This window comes from Ruegeria sp. CDSC079 (genome assembly GCF_059610505.1).
Window position 1 is genome coordinate 136,991 of the sequence record NZ_JBXWNT010000007.1, and the last position, 15,467, is coordinate 152,457.

Genomic DNA, 15,467 nt, shown 5'->3' on the forward strand with positions numbered 1-15,467 from the left:
CTTTTATCTCGCAAGAGGTGTAATGTAGCGTGCGCCGCGCCCTGGCAACAACGCTCGCGCCGCGTGCAGAATTGCGTTCGCGTCAATTCCATGCAGATGATAGGTGTCTTCCACTGTTGCAGCCTGTCCAAAATGCTCCACCCCAAGGGATTTGGTGCGGTGCCCGTGCACCCCGCCAAGCCAGCTGAGGTTTGCTGGATGACCATCTGCAACAGTGACCAACCCAGCGTCTCGCGGCACTTTGGCGAACAGTTGCTCGATGTGCGAGAGCGCCGTGCCAACGCCGCGTTGTCGGGCGCGCTCGGCAGCCTGCCATCCTGCATTCAACCGATCTGCGGATGTCACAGCCAATACGGCAACGTCCCGAACGTCATCAGATAGTAGTCCCGCGGCCTGAATTGCCTCGGGCGCGACAACACCTGTGTAGGCCAGCACCACCGCACTTGTTGCTGTTGGGGGTCTCATCCAGTACCCGCCCGCAATCACGCCTTGCACAAGGTCACCGGTCATTTCGCGCCCGATTTGTTCGTGCGGTACTGTGGATAGGCGCAGATACACAGATCCACCCTTTTCGTCGCGCAGCCAGTTTTGTTCAGCCTGTGGTACTGCGCCATCCCGTTGCATATATTCGAACCCCCAACGCATGATCACGTTCAGTTCGTCCGCAAAAGCAGGCTCGAATGTTGCGAGCCCATCCTGTGCCATACCGATCAAAGGAGTCGAAATGGATTGGTGTGCGCCGCCCTCGTGGCTAAGCGATACGCCAGAGGGGGTCGCAGCCAACATGAAACGCGCATCCTGATAGCAGGCATAGTTCAGGGCATCGAGCCCGCGGCAAATAAACGGGTCATAGACTGTTCCGACTGGAAACAACCGCTCGCCAAACAATGAATGAGACAACCCAAGTGCGCCCAGAAACGTGAACAGGTTGTTTTCAGCGATACCAAGTTCGATGTGCCGCCCGTCCGAATGTCTGCGCCACTTTTGCGTCGAAGGGATTTCCTGATCGCGAAACAGATCGCTTTGCTCAGCTTTTGCAAACAGGCCCGTCTTGTTGATCCAAGGACCGAGGTTGGTCGAGACCGAAACATCGGGTGATGTGGTGACAATCCGCTCGGCAAGGGCCGGAGCTTCACTGGCGATGGCCGACAAAATCTGCCCGAACGCTTCCTGAGTGGAGACTACGTCCTTGACCCTTGGCCGGGCAATTTCATCAACCTTGATCGGGGTAGCGATATGGCGGCGACGCCCCTTGGCATTGAATGGGACATTGTTCAGAAACGCCTGAACGTCTTCTTGGTCAACACCGATGCCAGCAAAGCGTTCCCATTCATGGCCCGCATCTATCCCCAAATCATCGCGCAGACTTTCAATCTGCGCAGTCGTCATGATCCCGGCGTGATTGTCCTTGTGTCCCGCCAGTGGCAACCCATAACCTTTAACCGTGTAGCAGATGAAACAAACCGGGCGGTCGTGATCGATAGCCTTCATCGTCTCGGACATCAGCGCAGCATCATGCCCCGCCAAATTGCCCATCAATTGCGCAAGCGCGTCATCATCATGATCCGCCACCAGCGCCAACGCCTCGTTGGTGCCGGCAAAGTCCTGCTCCAGCTGTGCCCGCCATGCGGCACCACCTTTGAACGTCAAAGCCGAATAAAGAGCGTTTTCACAGCGATCTATCCAATCGCGCAAATACTCACCGCCTGGTCGCTTGAAGGCGGCCTGCATAAGCGAGCCATATTTCAATTCGATGACCTCCCACGCGCAGGCAAGGAATATGTCCCGGAACCTTGCGTTCAGACCTTCGGTGACCACGCCATCAAGCGACTGTCGGTTATAGTCTATGACCCACCAGCTATTGCGCAGGTCGTGTTTGGCGCCTTCGAGAAGCGCCTCATAGATATTGCCTTCGTCCAGCTCAGCATCGCCAACCAACGCAATCATTCGGCCTTTGGGCTGGTTGAGCCATCCGTGACCGGCCAGGTAGTCCTGCGTCAAGCTGGCAAAAGCCGTCATCGCAACACCCATCCCAACGGACCCAGTCGAGAAATCGACATCATCCAAGTCTTTGGTGCGAGATGGATAGGGCTGTGCCCCTCCAAAGCCGCGGAAATCCTGCAACTGCTGCAGGCTCTGGTTTCCAAGAAGGTACTGAATCGCATGAAAGACCGGGCTCGCGTGTGGTTTGACAGCGACGCGGTCCTCGGGACGAAGAACATCAAAATAAAGCGCGTTCAGGATCGCATTCATCGAGGCCGAAGACGCCTGATGGCCACCCACCTTGATCCTGCCTTTGGCGCGGATGTTGTTGGCGTTGTGGATCATCCACGATGAAAGCCAGAGCGTCTTCTTCTCGAGCGCTGCCCGAACCTCCAATTCGTTCATCATCTCAGGCGACCCGTCGCAAAGCTGTGCCATCTTTGGCGAACAGATGCGCGTTCTCTGTCTGAATGCGCAGCCCAAGCCGTTCGCCAGATTTTACTGGAATATTGCCATGCTTGCGCACCATCATTGATCCAATGCCCTCGACGTTGACGTAGATGTTCGTGTCCGACCCCAAATGTTCAACAACATCAGCCACGGCCGAAAGATCACCGGAGCCGTTGTCCACGACATCGATATGCTCAGGCCTTACGCCCAGTTCTTTCGCTTGCGCCGTAAGCAGCTCATCCTGTAGTTTGATTTCAGTTCCATTCCCGGCGGTCACGCCCGTTTCAGTTCCGACGACGGGCACAACATTCATGGTGGGCGAGCCAATGAACTGGGCAACAAATTTATTGGCCGGACGTTCATAGAGCTCTAAAGGGCTGCCGACCTGCTGGATATCCCCGCCGTTAAGAACAACGATCCGGTCCGCCAGTGTCAGAGCCTCGACTTGATCGTGAGTCACGTAGATCATCGTTGCACTGAGTTGTTGGTGCAGGCGTGCAATCTCCAGCCGCATTTCAACACGCAGTGCAGCGTCGAGATTTGACAGAGGCTCGTCGAACAGGAAGGCACGCGGGTCGCGGATAATGGCACGACCCATGGCGACCCGCTGGCGTTGACCACCAGATAGAGCTTTGGGCAAACGATCCGTCAGGGTGGTTAGACCCAGTGTCTCTGCCGCCTGTGCAACTTTGGACTTACGTTCCGCCACCGGGTCTTTGCGGATTTCCATCGAAAACCCCATGTTCCGCGCCACATCCATATGCGGGTAAAGCGCATAGGATTGGAACACCATTGCAATGTCTCGATCCCTTGGGCGCACGTCGTTCATACGCTCGCCATCGATTAGAAACTCACCGCTTGATATCGGCTCAAGCCCCGCCACCATGCGCAGTAGAGTAGACTTGCCACAACCCGACGGCCCCACCAGAACGATGAACTCACCATCTTGGATTTCAAGGTCGATGTTGCGCAAGACCTCAACGGATCCATAGCGTTTTGCAACGTCACGAAGTTCGATACGTGCCATGATCTGGCCTCCTATCCTTTAACTGCGCCGGACGTGAGGCCCTGCACGAGATAACGTTGAATGAAGATGAAGAAGAGACAGCTTGGGATCAGCGCCAGTACTCCGGCCGCCATCATTTGCCCCCAATCGACCGAGAACTTGGAAACAAACGTCAACAAGCCTACCGGGAAGGTCATTGCGTCGTTCTTCGAAATCAGCATCAGCGCAAACAGCAACTCTGACCATGCTGCTGTAAAGACAAATCCAAGCGTCGCCCCGAGACCGGGCAATGTCAGTGGAAACACCACTTTGCACAGCGCCTGAAACCGCGAACAGCCATCCATCATCGCCGCGTCTTCCAAGTCCTTCGGTATGCCGTCAAAGAATGACTGCATCAGGAATGTTGCAAAAGGAATATTGAAGGCGGTGTAGACGACGATCAGGCTTGTCAGCGAATTCAACAGTCCCAGTTCAGCGACGATCTTGTAGATCGGTGCAATGATCATCAGCAGCGGGAACATCTGGGTGACCAGCATCAATGCAATGATGATCCGTTTGCCCGCAAATACGAAGCGCGAGAAGGCATACCCCGCCCCGGCTGCGAACAGAGTGGTAAAGAAGGCTGCCCCGAGGGATACAACCAGTGAGTTTCGAAAGTAGGCCACAAAATCAGTCTGGAAAATGACCGTCGTGAAGTTCGAGAACGTGATCTCGCTCGGAAACAGCCTGGTGCCTTCGGAATAGATCAGCGCATCCGGCGTCAATCCGATCTTGAGCAACCAATAAAGCGGGAACAGCGCAAAGATCAGATAGAACGCAAGCGCCGCGTATTTTCCCATGATCAAAGCGGGGTTGGGGTTCTTGACGGCTGACATGGCCAACTCCTCAAATCTTGACCAGCTTCTTGCGAAGCCAGAGCAGGATAACGGCGTAGATCAGAAGGATCACCAGGAGTGCCACGGCAATGGTGGACGCATAGCCAAAATCCAGTTTGCGGAAGGCCGTGGTGAATATGTAGGTCGACAGAATTTGCGTCGAGTTGGCGGGACCACCGCCAGTCATCACGAATATCAGGTCAGCAAAGTTTGCGATCCAGATCGTCCGCAGCATAACCGTGATCGCGATCATCGGCGCAAGGAATGGCAATGTAATCTTGGTGAAGGTCTGCCATGGTGTCGCGCCATCCACATCTGCTGCTTCGTAGAGTTCACCGGGTATCGATTGCAAAGCTGCCAGCAGCGTGATGGCAAAAAACGGCACGCCGAACCAGATATTAGCAGTGATCGGGCCCCACATGGCAAGCTCGGGATCGCCGAGAATATTGTAGGGCTCCGACAGAATGCCAAGCGCGGCCAGCCAATGCGGCAACGGACCGATGACAGGGTTGAACAGCCACGCCCAAGTCAGGGCCGACAGAAATGTCGGGACGGCCCATGGTAGGAAAACGAGGGCCTGATACAGCTTTTTGCCAAAGAACTGTGTGTTCAGAAGCATCGCAAGGCCAAGGCCAAGCAGGAATTGGAACGTAATCGACCAGAAAGTCCAAAACAGCGTGTTCTCCATCGCAATCCAAAACTTACGGTCGCTCCAGAGATCGACATAGTTTTCGAACCCGATCCAGCCGGAGGCAAAAGGCTTCAACAACTCGATAGATTGGAACGAGTAGGAGATCCCAATGATCAGCGGGATCATGATCACCGCACCGATCAGAAGGATCGCGGGTGACAGATAGAAGAACGGCTCGACCATGTATTGCAGGTAAAGCGAGCGTCGTGCCCGGGTTTCCCCGGGCCTGACAGTTTTTTGAGCGCGAGCAATCACTGGTTTGCCTTCCATTTAGCGTGCTCGTCGGTGAGAAACTCAGCCCACTCATCCGCGACATCCTGCGCGCTGCGCTGACCCAGCAAAGCTTCCTGGCTGGTTTCCAGCAGAAGCGTGCTGCCAAAATAACCCCACTGCTCAAGGTTGGTTGGCATTGTGGTCGGCACGTATTGTTCACCATTCAGTTCCTCGAACCAACCTTTGAACTGGTCGGTCTGGAAGTGCGGATCCTGATCGGCACCTTTGTGGATTGGAATAACGCCTACCCTTTTGGCCCATGTAGCATTGGCCTCTGGCGAGGACAGGGCTGCGACCAGATCAAAGGCTTCTTCTTCATGCTCGGTTGCATTGAAAATCGACCAACCCGCGAAGCCAATGGTTGGGAAGGCTTTGCCTGAAGGCCCAACCGGCATTGGAATGACCGCAAAGTCCTCTGCCGGCATCCGTTCGGCGATCGCGATCAGCGCATCGGGATCCTGGTCAAGGAATGCACAGGTGTCGGAATAAAAACCGGCCACGATTTCGTTGAAGCCCCAGCTGACGCTGTCTTTAGGTGCATATCCGTTCTGATACATGTCGATCATGAACTGGATGCCCTCGACCGAGCCGGGCTCGTTGATGCGGCTGACGCCGTCTTCGGTGAAGAACTCGTTGGTGCCGTTCATCGCTGCGGCGAACATGATCCAACCATTGGTGCCGCCGGGACCACCGCGCAAACAATACCCGTATTTGCCATCAAGCTCGGATACCGCAGCCGAGGCTGCCTTGAACTCTTCCATCGTGGATGGAGGGGTGTCAACACCCGCTTCGGCCAGCAGTTTCTTGTTGTAGAACATTGCCCGCAGGTAGAAACCGTATGGGATCATATAAAGATCGCCCGCCTGACTGCCCATCGCGACGGTCTTGTCGGTCAGTGTTGCCCCATGGTCCCATCCGGCTACATGGTCTTTGAGGCTGACCAGTTGGTTGGATCCTGCATAGAGCGCTTGCCATGTGTCGGGCATTTCAACCACATCCGGGATGTCACCGCCCGCCACCATTGTAGCCAGTTTTTCAAATGCGCTGCCCCATGGCAGCGAGACGATCTCAACCGTGACGTCAGGATTATTGGCCTCAAACTCATTGACAATCCCCTGAAGCACCTCGGTACGCTCGGGGCTGGTGATCACCTCAACCAGTTTAAGTGTGGTTTCGGCATACGAGGCCGAGCCCATCAGAACGGCAGCGGCTGTCATTCCTGCTAATAGTTTTTTCATGTTTTCCTCCAGTTGGTTTTGATTTCTGCGCGGCGGCGCATTCTTAAGCGGTGCTTTTTGCGAGTGCTGATGTGAAATCGGCCCAGAGATCGTCAGCTGACTCGAGCCCAAGATTCAAGCGCACCAGATTGGGCGAGACGCCAAACTTCTGCATCGAGTTTTGTTCACCGGCCTGAGCAAGTCCGACACGCGCCGGCAGGATCAGGCTTTCGAAGCCACCCCAGCTCACGCCGAGGCGGAAAAGGTTCAAAGCATCGGAAAATTTTACAATGTCGACGCTGTCATCGAACTCGATCGACATAAGCCCAGACCGCCCCGCCAACCCTGGAACGTCGTTGGCGCCGGGTGAATTGATCTGTCGAACTTGTGGAATAGTGGCCAGACGATCAACGAACACGTTGGCCGTCGCCTGATGTTGCATCATTCGCGCACTCAAAGTCCTCAGGCCTCGCGTCAGCAAGAACGCCTCAAAAGGCGCCAACTTTGCACCAAGCAAAGGTAGGGTCAGATCACGGATGCAGGCGATATGGTCCAGGGAGGCGACCACCACGCCCGCAACCGTGTCCGAGTGCCCCGAAATATACTTCGAGGCTGAGTGGATGACGATGTCGATGCCCATTGTAAGGGGGCGTTGAAACACCGGGCTGGCCCAGGAATTATCGATCATCGTCAATACTTTGTGACGTTTGGCATGTTCGGCAACACGACGCAGGTCTATTGCTTCAAAAACGACCGATCCAGGGCTTTCCAGATAGGCCAGTGTCACATCAGCCAGCAACTCCGGGTCATCTACAAAACGTTCCGGCGCATGGTATTCAATATGCACGCCAAGCGGGCGCAGCAGACGTTCCATAAACCGGTACGTATCCGGATAGACATGTCTAACGCAGGCGATCCGATCGCCGGGTTTGACGAATGCCAATAGCGTTGAGGAAATGGCTGCCATCCCAGAAGCAAAACCGACCGCTGCTTCACCCTGCTCGGCTTCAGCCATAAGCTTTTCAAACGCAGCGACAGTTGGGTTTTCCACGCGGGTGTAGATTGCAGAATCCGACCGGCCTGCCATCCTGTCTTCGAAACTTTGATAGCTATCGAAGGTAAACAGTGATGTTTGGACGATCGGAGGTGTCACTGCCCCATCAGAGTCGGGCAGTACCGCTGCTAGCAGGGTCGCAATGTCTCTATGATCAGACATTCTGGTTCTCCATGATCTGGAGAATTTCTGCTTCGACCATGTCCATGATTTCACCGACTATCCGCCCGGCTTCGTCGGCATTACCCGAGACTACCGCCTCGGCAAGATGGATGTGAATTGGGATCGTCGCCTGACCCAGATGCGGCTGACCGAACGGCGCTTCGTAAACCTCATTGAAGCCTTGCTGAATCTGACGGATCAATTGCCCGAACAGAGGATTTCCGCAGGTGTCATGCAGTGATGAGTGGAACCGATAGTCGGCCTGACGCCAGTCTTCACCAGCGGCATGTGTGGCTATGAGTTCTGCAACGCGGGCAGTAATCAACCGTCCTTGCGCCTCGGTGCAATTCAATGCCGCTATCCTCGCCGCTTCGATTTCCAAAGGCCTGCGTACTGCGTGGGTTCGCAACAGGCTCTCTGCTTCAAGCTTCAACGTCAGAGGAAGATGAATTGCATTTGCCGACACTTCCGCCGCCAAACGTGTCCCGGCTTTCTTGTTGCGAATAACGATGCCCATGTTCTGCCAACTCGTCAGGGCCTCGCGGACCTTTGCCCGACCAATTCCAAGGCGGCGTGCGATTTCTACTTCCGGCGGCAGACGGTCACCAACTTTCAAACCTTCCGCATCAATCATCTCGGAAAGCGCATCCAAAACATCCCGGCTGGTGCTGCCGGGAGCTAATTCTTTTAGCGAGTTGCCTGCCTCTTCGCTCTGTTCCTGGGGTGGCAAATTTTCTGTCACGTGTGGCCGCTCCGAATCAATATTCTTCCAACATTACATATAATGTCCGACAAAATACACTATAATGTCCGACATTATATGAAAAGGGTCTTATCAACGGCTGCCAAAACAGTCTTGCTTGGATCAGAACTGAAGCAGAATGGCCCCAAACTGCACGCTTTTTTGTTTTTGAAAGCTCAATCCCAAATTGGGAGAAATGGGGCATCTTGCTGAAAGAACTCGTAGTTCGGCACGATCTAATCAGGCCTTCACCACTTCGAAGTGCGCTGTGGTGCAGGTTCGCCAGTCCAGCGTTCAAGCTCGACATGCGCTTGCCCGCTGCGTTTCATCTGCTCGGCCATCAAGACCTCTCTAATTTCCGCGTCTGGTAAGCAAAGCCTGTGCTAAACGTCAGCGCCTTCTGGGTAAGACGATCTAGGCCTGCAAGCGCAATCTAAGGACCTCCGCACCCGCCTCGGGTGCCTCTAGCCAAGGCGCGTGGGCTTGTACGTGCGACGGGCGATACAGTCTGGAGTTTTCCGCCAAATTATCCGCAGGTACTAAAACATTATCGTATGAGTAACTGAGTTGGACCAACGCAAGTTTAAAGTCGATCACGGAGTCCTCACATGGCACAAACGTTGGACGGAACCCCGACTACTTTGTTTCTATACAGGCCGTTTTTCCATCGAAGTCGACATTCGCTGCATTACAGGAAATTGGTAAAGAAGGGCTCGATGCTGACCTCGGTGCCGTTGCAGCTAAACCCCCTGCCCCGCTGATAACTGACACGGGGACGGCCCAATGCTGACCTTAGACCACCAACCTCGATGCTGCGGTCGCAGCCCGTAATGCTGACATTCGCTGCAAACGCGAAATCTAAGACGTGCCGAACTGACAGATCGCGAACATTGCGGACATCTCCCTTGCGGGTGCTCGCTGACGCAGCATTTGTTCGCAGGCGCAGTGCGAAGATTGCGGCATCACGGTGGATTTCACCGAACCAGACCTTCACCTGCGCTGATCCAGCTGGATTTCGAATCGTCCATTTGCCGCAGCAACGATCGATTACTAAGGAGACAACACACCCGCCCTTTGTGATCGAAGTTATGGCTGACGCGGAGATCATTCACGAAAGGAGTATGCCTGAAACTGCGACGCAGCTCGCCTCACCGAAGCGGCTATGGAAACTCGTTTCGACCCGTAGAGTCCCAAAAGGCTCTCTTACTTCATCAACTCCCAAATATTCTAGGAAAGCTCCACTTGCGGGCAGTGAACCAAGTTGACGAGTCGGGTCACTTCTTGCTCACGAATGCCCTTCATCATTTCAATGGGACCTTTGGCAAAGGCAAAGGCTTCGCGTGCGCCTAGGTCTATGCTTTCAGGCTTAGCGATCTCCTCTTCCAATGCCTCCAATACTGCCAGAAATACCGCTCCCTTCAAACGGTCAGCGATTTGGTTGTACGCGTTAGCAGAAAGAGGTGTTCCGCGATCTGACAAATCCCAGCTATCATCAGCCTCTCCACATCTTTTCAGGCTGTCGGCAGGTGCATAGAAAGCGCCCAGCGAGGCCAGATTCCGCACAGCGGCGAGGTTGATCCCGGGTTTGACGATATTCATCACGAAAAAAGGACCGACGGGCACGCCAAACACCTCTTTTGCGACCTGATCAATCTGTGCCGGGTTTCCAAGACCATCATCCAGACAACGTGCTGCCTCGTTTGTGTAGGGGCAAAAGAACCGGTTGAGGGCAAATCCGATGTGATCGCTGCACTCGATCGGCTTTTTTTGGCACTCAGCCAGAAAGGACAGTACCGCCGCAATGGTATCAGATGACGTTTGGTCGGCTTTAATGACTTCCACAATTGGGTTGACCTCGGCCGGGCTAAAATAATGCATCCCGCAAAGCCGCTCGGGATGCGCCATTTCAGCACCGATATTTGCCACTTTTAGGGCGCTCGTATTGGTTGCCAGAATGGTCGAAGGGGAAACAGCTGCCTCAATCGCCTGAAAAACAGACTTCTTTACCAGCAGATCTTCGAACACTGCCTCGACTATCAAATCTGATCCAGCAGCATCGGACAGATTGTCCGACCTGCTCAACCGGGCTTGAGCTTCTGCTGCAGCACGACGGCTCATCTTTCTCTTTTCGACTTGACGGTTCAGGTACTTTTGGGCGCGAGCCAAAGCACGTTCCAGCGAGGCAGAAGATGTATCGATCAACATCACTTTGAAGCCCTCGCAGATCGCCGAAATGGCAATCCCGCTGCCCATTGTCCCGGCACCAATAACGGCAATACTGTTGATCGCCCTCATTTTGGCGCATCCGGGTTTTCGACGATCATGGCAATGCCTTGTCCGCCACCGATGCACATCGTGGCCAGGCCGTAACGCCCGCCCGTGCGACGCAACTCGTAGATCAGCTTGATCAGGATAATCGCTCCGGATGCGCCGATGGGATGTCCAAGCGCAATGGCACCGCCGTTTGGATTGGTGAATTCCGGGGGAAAGCCCAATTCCGCCGAGACAGCACAAGCCTGCGCCGCGAAGGCTTCGTTCGATTCTATACACGCCATGTCACCAACGCGCAGCTTGGCGCGCTTCAACGCCGCGGTCACGGCGGGCACTGGTCCCATGCCCATGACCCTGGGGGCGACACCGCCAAGGGAAGCGGCGCGAATAAGGGCCAGTTTGGGAAAACCTCTTGCGTCGGCGTGATCTTCGGCCGCCAAAACCAATGCGGCGGCGCCGTCATTGATACCCGAAGCATTGCCAGCGGTGACGGAGCCATTCTTTTTGAACGCAGGGCGCAGCTTCTCGAGATCTGCCAGCGAGACATCGCCGCGCACATGTTCATCTGTGTCGAAAGTGACTTCCTTGCGACCAAGCCTCACGCGAATTGGCAGGATCTGTTCTTTGAATCGCCCTGCTTTGATTGCCGCGGCGGCGCGCTGGTGGCTTTGCTGCGCCAGAGCATCCTGAGCACCGCGACTTACATCGCTGGCTTCGGCCACGTTTTCCGCGGTCACGCCCATATGACCATTGCCGAACGGGTCGGTCAGCGCCCCGGTCATCATGTCAGTTGCGCCAATGTCACCCATCTTGGCACCGAAACGCGCGGCATATATCAAATGGCCAACCCGGCTCATGTTTTCGGCACCGCCGGTCAGAACCACATCCGCATGACCCAGCATGATCTGCTCGGCCCCTGTGGCCACCGCCTGAAGTCCGCTGCCGCAGAGCCTGTTCAAGGTTAGTGCCGGAGCTGTCTCGGACATGCCAGCGCCGATCGCGGCCACGCGCGACAGATACATATCCCGCGGCTCAGTGTGAATGACATTGCCAAAAACCGACTGACCGACGGCAGAGGCGGCAATGCCGGAACGCGCGATAGCCTCTTGCGCGACCAGTGTGGCCAGTTCGCAGGGCGGTGTTTCAGCCAGTGACCCGCCAAAACTGCCAATAGCGGTGCGGGCACCTGAGCAAATTACCACATCTCTCATTTCGAACCCCCGTCGAGTGCGCCGCCTGCCTTTTTCCAAGCTGCAACGCCGCCCGTGAGGTTCATTACCGGTGACAGCCCCATTTCCATTGCTGCCTGCGCGGCGAGTGCAGAACGGCCACCCGATGCGCAGTAGAAGACGTAGGTTTTGTCTTGGTTGAGCGCTGGGATATGAGCGGGGCTTTCCAGGTCGATATGGAATTCCATCATGCCGCGGGACGACGCCACGGCACCGGGGATGGTGCCGGATCTTGCCTGTTCCGTCCCGTCGCGCAGGTCAACAAAGACATGAGCTTCGCTGTTCACCAGCGGCAGCGCGTCTTCGACGCTGATGGCGGGCACGGTGGCCAGCGCTTCTTTGACGAGGTCTTTGGCACTTTTCTGAATGGTCTGAGACACGGTGTCATCCTCTTGTTTCAGCAGCCGCTTCACGGTCTCGATCAGCGCCTCCAGAGGCCAGTCGAGCGGCGCTGCCCCGGGACAGCAGCAAGCGTGATGCGGGTACTCCCTCATATTTTCAGATCGAGCCGGGGCTTCCAGAACGGTCGGAAAAGCTCGATCTTGGGACAGCGGTTCATCACAACCTTGAGGCCCGCATCCTCGGCAAGCTTCGCGGCCGCGTCATCATAGACACCGATCTGCCCCCAGAGCACCTTGGCCCCGATAGCAATAGCTTTCTCGGCGAAGCCATACAGCTCTTCCTTGGGGCGGAACACTTCGACCATATCGACGCGGCGGTCGATCTCTTCCAGCGAATGGTAGACTTTGATGCCGCGAATCTCAGTGACATTCGGGTTCGGATTCACCGGCAGCATCTCATAGCCGATCTCGTGCAGCTGCCGCAGAACGCCATAGCTGAACTTGGTCTTGTCGGCGCTGGCCCCCACCATGGCAATGGTGTTGACGGATTTCAGAATGTCAGCCAGGTATTTGGGATCATAGTCGTAGATGTGATCGATATCTGCTTCAGGCATTTACGCCTCCTGTTCATTCTGCCCTATCGCTTCGCTACTTGAGGGCGGTGGCGTGGCGATATCCGCCTTCAGTTCATGAGGGTCCAGAGGGTCGAGAAATGGGTTGCGGTAGAGCGTGTCATGGCTTTCCACCCCGATCTCAAGCGTGATGTCAGTGGTTGCGCGCGCCACGCAGAGGATCACATAGCCATTTGCAATCTGGCGGTTGTTGAGCGCGACCTGACGGCGCTGGTCTACCTCACCGGCCGTCAGCTTGGCGGCACAGGTGATGCAGCCGCCATATTCACAGCCATAGGGCAGATCGACCCCCTGATCCCTCAGTTGCTCCAGCAGCGGACGGCGAGAATTGACCTGGAAGGTTGCGTTCTCGCGGTTGGCAAGTGTGACGGTATATTTAGTCACAGCCAGATATCGCTTGTGCAATCGCCGCCGGGATAGCGCATTTCGTGACACCGTGCGGGGCCGCCGGGTTCCTGGCCAAAGTCGACGATAAAGTCGGGATTCAGAGACATGCCACCGTTTTCGGGATCGCAATCAATCATCACCATCACGCCGCCCTTTTCACGGATCTCGGGATAAAACTGATTGTCCCAGGTACTAAACAGGCTTGTTGTTACATAGAGCCGCCGCCCATCGAGGCTGAGCTGGAACATCTGCGGTCCACCCGCCATCTCGACGCCATTCACCACCGGCGCCTTGCCCAAAAGCCCGCCCATGAAGACCTGTCCGGTCAGTTTGGGATTATGCGGGTCAGAAATATCATATTGGCGCATATCGCCGTGCAGCCAGTTGTTCAGGTAGAGATACTTGTCATCCATCGACACCAGAATGGCCGACATTACCCCCGGCAGCGGGATTGGCCAATCGGGGTGCATCTCATTCTCAACATCGATGATCTTTTCCCATTGCCACTTGCCTGCGTCGGCCTTCCACCAGTGAATGACATTGGAGGACAGTGCAGCCCCACAGAAGCCATGTGTACTCTCCGGATCATGATGGAACTTGACTTCCAGCGGGATCAGCCCGTCCTCACCCAAATAGAAGCTCTCAATCGGTTCGCGCTTTTCGAAGTCCCAGAAATGCAATTCGCGCCCGTATTTCAGGTGGCCGACCTCCTCCAGATCAAACCCCGGCATGAAGGTGTTGGGTGCGGCCCATTCGGAACTCACCATCACGTTGTGGCGCGGCTGGTACCAGAAATCATAGCCGAATTTGATGTCGCCCATCGAGTTTTCCCACCGGCCGATAATGTTGAAGTCCTTGTCCAGATGCAGATACCCGCCCGGCGCCTCACCCTTGGCGTTACCAAGAAACGAAATGATGATCTCGGAGCCCAGACAATGCACCGTATGCGGCCCCGAAAGATCGGCCTTGGCCTTGATCTCGGCCCCGTCGATGATCTTGTGCAGCCGCGGCGCGCGCGGATCGGTGGCGGTATCGACAATGTGCAGTTTGTTCGACCGCACCCCGGGCAGGATAAGGTATTTGCGGCTCATCGAACCGTCGTCATGGCAGGACGAACAGGCGTTCCACCCCATGTGGTGCAGCTCATCCCCGATCCCTGGCATCTCAAGCCGGTGGATCACCTGGCTGTATGTCGGGCTTTCCGGGTCAACATCCACCGTGGCCAGATAATCGGGTTTCTGGATGCCCGTCCCGGTATAAATCGCAATCGTATAAAGCAACTTCTCGCGCGGTGCCTCAATCGCTGCTGCTGGCGATGCATAACCCGGTCCACAACATTCCATGCGCTATTCTCCCAATGGCTGCCATTGCGGCGCGCGCTTTTCGATGAAAGCCTCAATGCCTTCTTCGGCATCCGGCTTCATCATATTGGCGACCATGACCCGCGACGCGTAGCTATAGGCATCTTGCAGGGGCATCTCGGCCTGCTGGTAAAAAGCTTCTTTCCCGATCCGCAGCGTTGCCGGGGCCTTTGAGGCGATCTTGCTCGCCAGAGCGTCCGTCTCGGCCACCAATTCCTGGGGCGCTGCGATTTTGTTCAACAAGCCAAACTCGGCGGCCTGTTCGGCAGAGATCATGTCTCCGGTCAATAGCATCTCCATTGCACGCTTGCGCGACACATTGCGGCTGAGCGCCACCATCGGGGTCGAACAGAACAGGCCGATATTGACGCCTGGCGTGGCAAATTTGGCGTCTTGCGCGGCCACGGCCAAATCGCAACTTGCCACAAGCTGGCACCCGGCGGCGGTGGCTATGCCATGCACCTGCGCGATCACCGGCTTGGGGCAGGTCACAATAGCCTGCATCAGTCGCGAACAGGCCTCCATGGTTCTTTCAAAGAACCCGTGCCCCGCATCCTCGGACGCGCGCGCTGCGGTCAGCTCCTTCAGGTCATGACCCGCGCAAAACGCGGGCCCATTGCCTGCAAGGATAATGACATGAATGCTTTTGTCGGCACCAAGCGCGTATATTGCGCTGTGCAGCCGCTCCAGCATTGCAAGGGACAGGCTATTGCGCGCAGCCGGGCGGTTGAGCGTCAAGCGCGCAACATTGTTTGATGTTTCACAAATCAGGATATCGCTGCCAAATTCCATG

The 15,467-nt window shown here is 55.8% G+C and carries 15 protein-coding genes; all 15 read right to left on the reverse strand.

Annotation, left to right across the window (positions count from 1 at the left end; translation table 11 throughout):
• Positions 1-3 precede the first annotated feature (3 nt).
• Positions 4-2,391 carry a thiamine pyrophosphate-binding protein gene (locus AC2FIC_RS14910; protein ID WP_496692214.1) on the reverse strand — a complete coding sequence of 796 codons (2,388 nt, stop codon included), beginning with the start codon at positions 2,389-2,391 and terminating at the stop codon, positions 4-6.
• A gap of 1 nt (position 2,392) precedes the next feature.
• The gene (locus AC2FIC_RS14915) at positions 2,393-3,460 is read right to left on the reverse strand and encodes an ABC transporter ATP-binding protein (protein WP_496692121.1); all 1,068 of its coding nucleotides are present in this window, start codon (positions 3,458-3,460) and stop codon (positions 2,393-2,395) included.
• Positions 3,461-3,471: 11 nt separating this feature from the next.
• A complete protein-coding gene (locus AC2FIC_RS14920) occupies positions 3,472-4,314 on the reverse strand; it encodes a carbohydrate ABC transporter permease (RefSeq protein ID WP_496692120.1) in 843 nt (280 codons plus the stop codon).
• A 10-nt stretch (positions 4,315-4,324) separates the two neighbouring features.
• Positions 4,325-5,275 carry a carbohydrate ABC transporter permease gene (locus AC2FIC_RS14925; RefSeq protein ID WP_496692119.1) on the reverse strand — a complete coding sequence of 317 codons (951 nt, stop codon included), beginning with the start codon at positions 5,273-5,275 and terminating at the stop codon, positions 4,325-4,327.
• Entirely contained in the window at positions 5,257-6,516 is a 1,260-nt protein-coding gene (locus AC2FIC_RS14930) for an ABC transporter substrate-binding protein (RefSeq protein ID WP_496692118.1), read from the reverse strand. The genes AC2FIC_RS14925 and AC2FIC_RS14930 overlap by 19 nt, the downstream gene beginning before the upstream one ends.
• Positions 6,517-6,559: 43 nt before the next feature.
• Positions 6,560-7,711 (reverse strand): aminotransferase class I/II-fold pyridoxal phosphate-dependent enzyme, encoded by a 1,152-nt coding sequence (locus AC2FIC_RS14935; protein ID WP_496692117.1) that lies wholly within the window; start codon positions 7,709-7,711, stop codon positions 6,560-6,562.
• Complete coding sequence (locus AC2FIC_RS14940; RefSeq protein ID WP_496692116.1) at positions 7,704-8,453, reverse strand: FadR/GntR family transcriptional regulator; 750 nt, start codon at positions 8,451-8,453, stop codon at positions 7,704-7,706. Before AC2FIC_RS14940 ends, AC2FIC_RS14935 begins: the two co-directional genes overlap by 8 nt.
• A 688-nt stretch (positions 8,454-9,141) precedes the next feature.
• Positions 9,142-9,447 carry a hypothetical protein gene (locus AC2FIC_RS14945; RefSeq protein ID WP_496692115.1) on the reverse strand — a complete coding sequence of 102 codons (306 nt, stop codon included), beginning with the start codon at positions 9,445-9,447 and terminating at the stop codon, positions 9,142-9,144.
• Positions 9,448-9,680: 233 nt separating this feature from the next.
• Positions 9,681-10,748 (reverse strand): 3-hydroxyacyl-CoA dehydrogenase, encoded by a 1,068-nt coding sequence (locus AC2FIC_RS14950; RefSeq protein ID WP_496692114.1) that lies wholly within the window; start codon positions 10,746-10,748, stop codon positions 9,681-9,683.
• Positions 10,745-11,935, reverse strand: coding sequence for a beta-ketothiolase BktB (gene bktB / locus AC2FIC_RS14955; RefSeq protein ID WP_496692113.1), 1,191 nt, complete (start codon positions 11,933-11,935; stop codon positions 10,745-10,747). The genes AC2FIC_RS14950 and bktB overlap by 4 nt, the downstream gene beginning before the upstream one ends.
• Positions 11,932-12,447: a rhodanese-like domain-containing protein gene (locus tag AC2FIC_RS14960; protein WP_496692112.1), complete on the reverse strand. Its 516-nt coding sequence runs from the start codon at positions 12,445-12,447 to the stop codon at positions 11,932-11,934. Before AC2FIC_RS14960 ends, bktB begins: the two co-directional genes overlap by 4 nt.
• Positions 12,444-12,908 carry a CoA-binding protein gene (locus AC2FIC_RS14965; RefSeq protein ID WP_496692111.1) on the reverse strand — a complete coding sequence of 155 codons (465 nt, stop codon included), beginning with the start codon at positions 12,906-12,908 and terminating at the stop codon, positions 12,444-12,446. The genes AC2FIC_RS14960 and AC2FIC_RS14965 overlap by 4 nt, the downstream gene beginning before the upstream one ends.
• A complete protein-coding gene (locus tag AC2FIC_RS14970; RefSeq protein ID WP_496692110.1) occupies positions 12,909-13,310 on the reverse strand; it encodes a 2Fe-2S iron-sulfur cluster-binding protein in 402 nt (133 codons plus the stop codon).
• Positions 13,307-14,656 (reverse strand): selenium-binding family protein, encoded by a 1,350-nt coding sequence (locus AC2FIC_RS14975; RefSeq protein WP_496692109.1) that lies wholly within the window; start codon positions 14,654-14,656, stop codon positions 13,307-13,309. Before AC2FIC_RS14975 ends, AC2FIC_RS14970 begins: the two co-directional genes overlap by 4 nt.
• Before the next feature lie 3 nt (positions 14,657-14,659).
• The gene (locus AC2FIC_RS14980; RefSeq protein WP_496692108.1) at positions 14,660-15,466 is read right to left on the reverse strand and encodes an enoyl-CoA hydratase; all 807 of its coding nucleotides are present in this window, start codon (positions 15,464-15,466) and stop codon (positions 14,660-14,662) included.
• Position 15,467 lies beyond the last annotated feature (1 nt).

Coding starts and splice junctions, on each gene's coding strand:
- AC2FIC_RS14915 (WP_496692121.1), bottom strand. CDS start 3,460: ATGGCACGTATCGAACTTCGTGACGTTGCAAAACGCTATGGATCCGTT.
- bktB (WP_496692113.1), bottom strand. CDS start 11,935: ATGAGAGATGTGGTAATTTGCTCAGGTGCCCGCACCGCTATTGGCAGT.
- AC2FIC_RS14950 (WP_496692114.1), bottom strand. CDS start 10,748: ATGAGGGCGATCAACAGTATTGCCGTTATTGGTGCCGGGACAATGGGC.
- AC2FIC_RS14910 (WP_496692214.1), bottom strand. CDS start 2,391: ATGATGAACGAATTGGAGGTTCGGGCAGCGCTCGAGAAGAAGACGCTC.
- AC2FIC_RS14965 (WP_496692111.1), bottom strand. CDS start 12,908: ATGCCTGAAGCAGATATCGATCACATCTACGACTATGATCCCAAATAC.
- AC2FIC_RS14960 (WP_496692112.1), bottom strand. CDS start 12,447: ATGAGGGAGTACCCGCATCACGCTTGCTGCTGTCCCGGGGCAGCGCCG.
- AC2FIC_RS14975 (WP_496692109.1), bottom strand. CDS start 14,656: ATGGAATGTTGTGGACCGGGTTATGCATCGCCAGCAGCAGCGATTGAG.
- AC2FIC_RS14920 (WP_496692120.1), bottom strand. CDS start 4,314: ATGTCAGCCGTCAAGAACCCCAACCCCGCTTTGATCATGGGAAAATAC.
- AC2FIC_RS14930 (WP_496692118.1), bottom strand. CDS start 6,516: ATGAAAAAACTATTAGCAGGAATGACAGCCGCTGCCGTTCTGATGGGC.
- AC2FIC_RS14980 (WP_496692108.1), bottom strand. CDS start 15,466: ATGGAATTTGGCAGCGATATCCTGATTTGTGAAACATCAAACAATGTT.
- AC2FIC_RS14935 (WP_496692117.1), bottom strand. CDS start 7,711: ATGTCTGATCATAGAGACATTGCGACCCTGCTAGCAGCGGTACTGCCC.
- AC2FIC_RS14925 (WP_496692119.1), bottom strand. CDS start 5,275: ATGGAAGGCAAACCAGTGATTGCTCGCGCTCAAAAAACTGTCAGGCCC.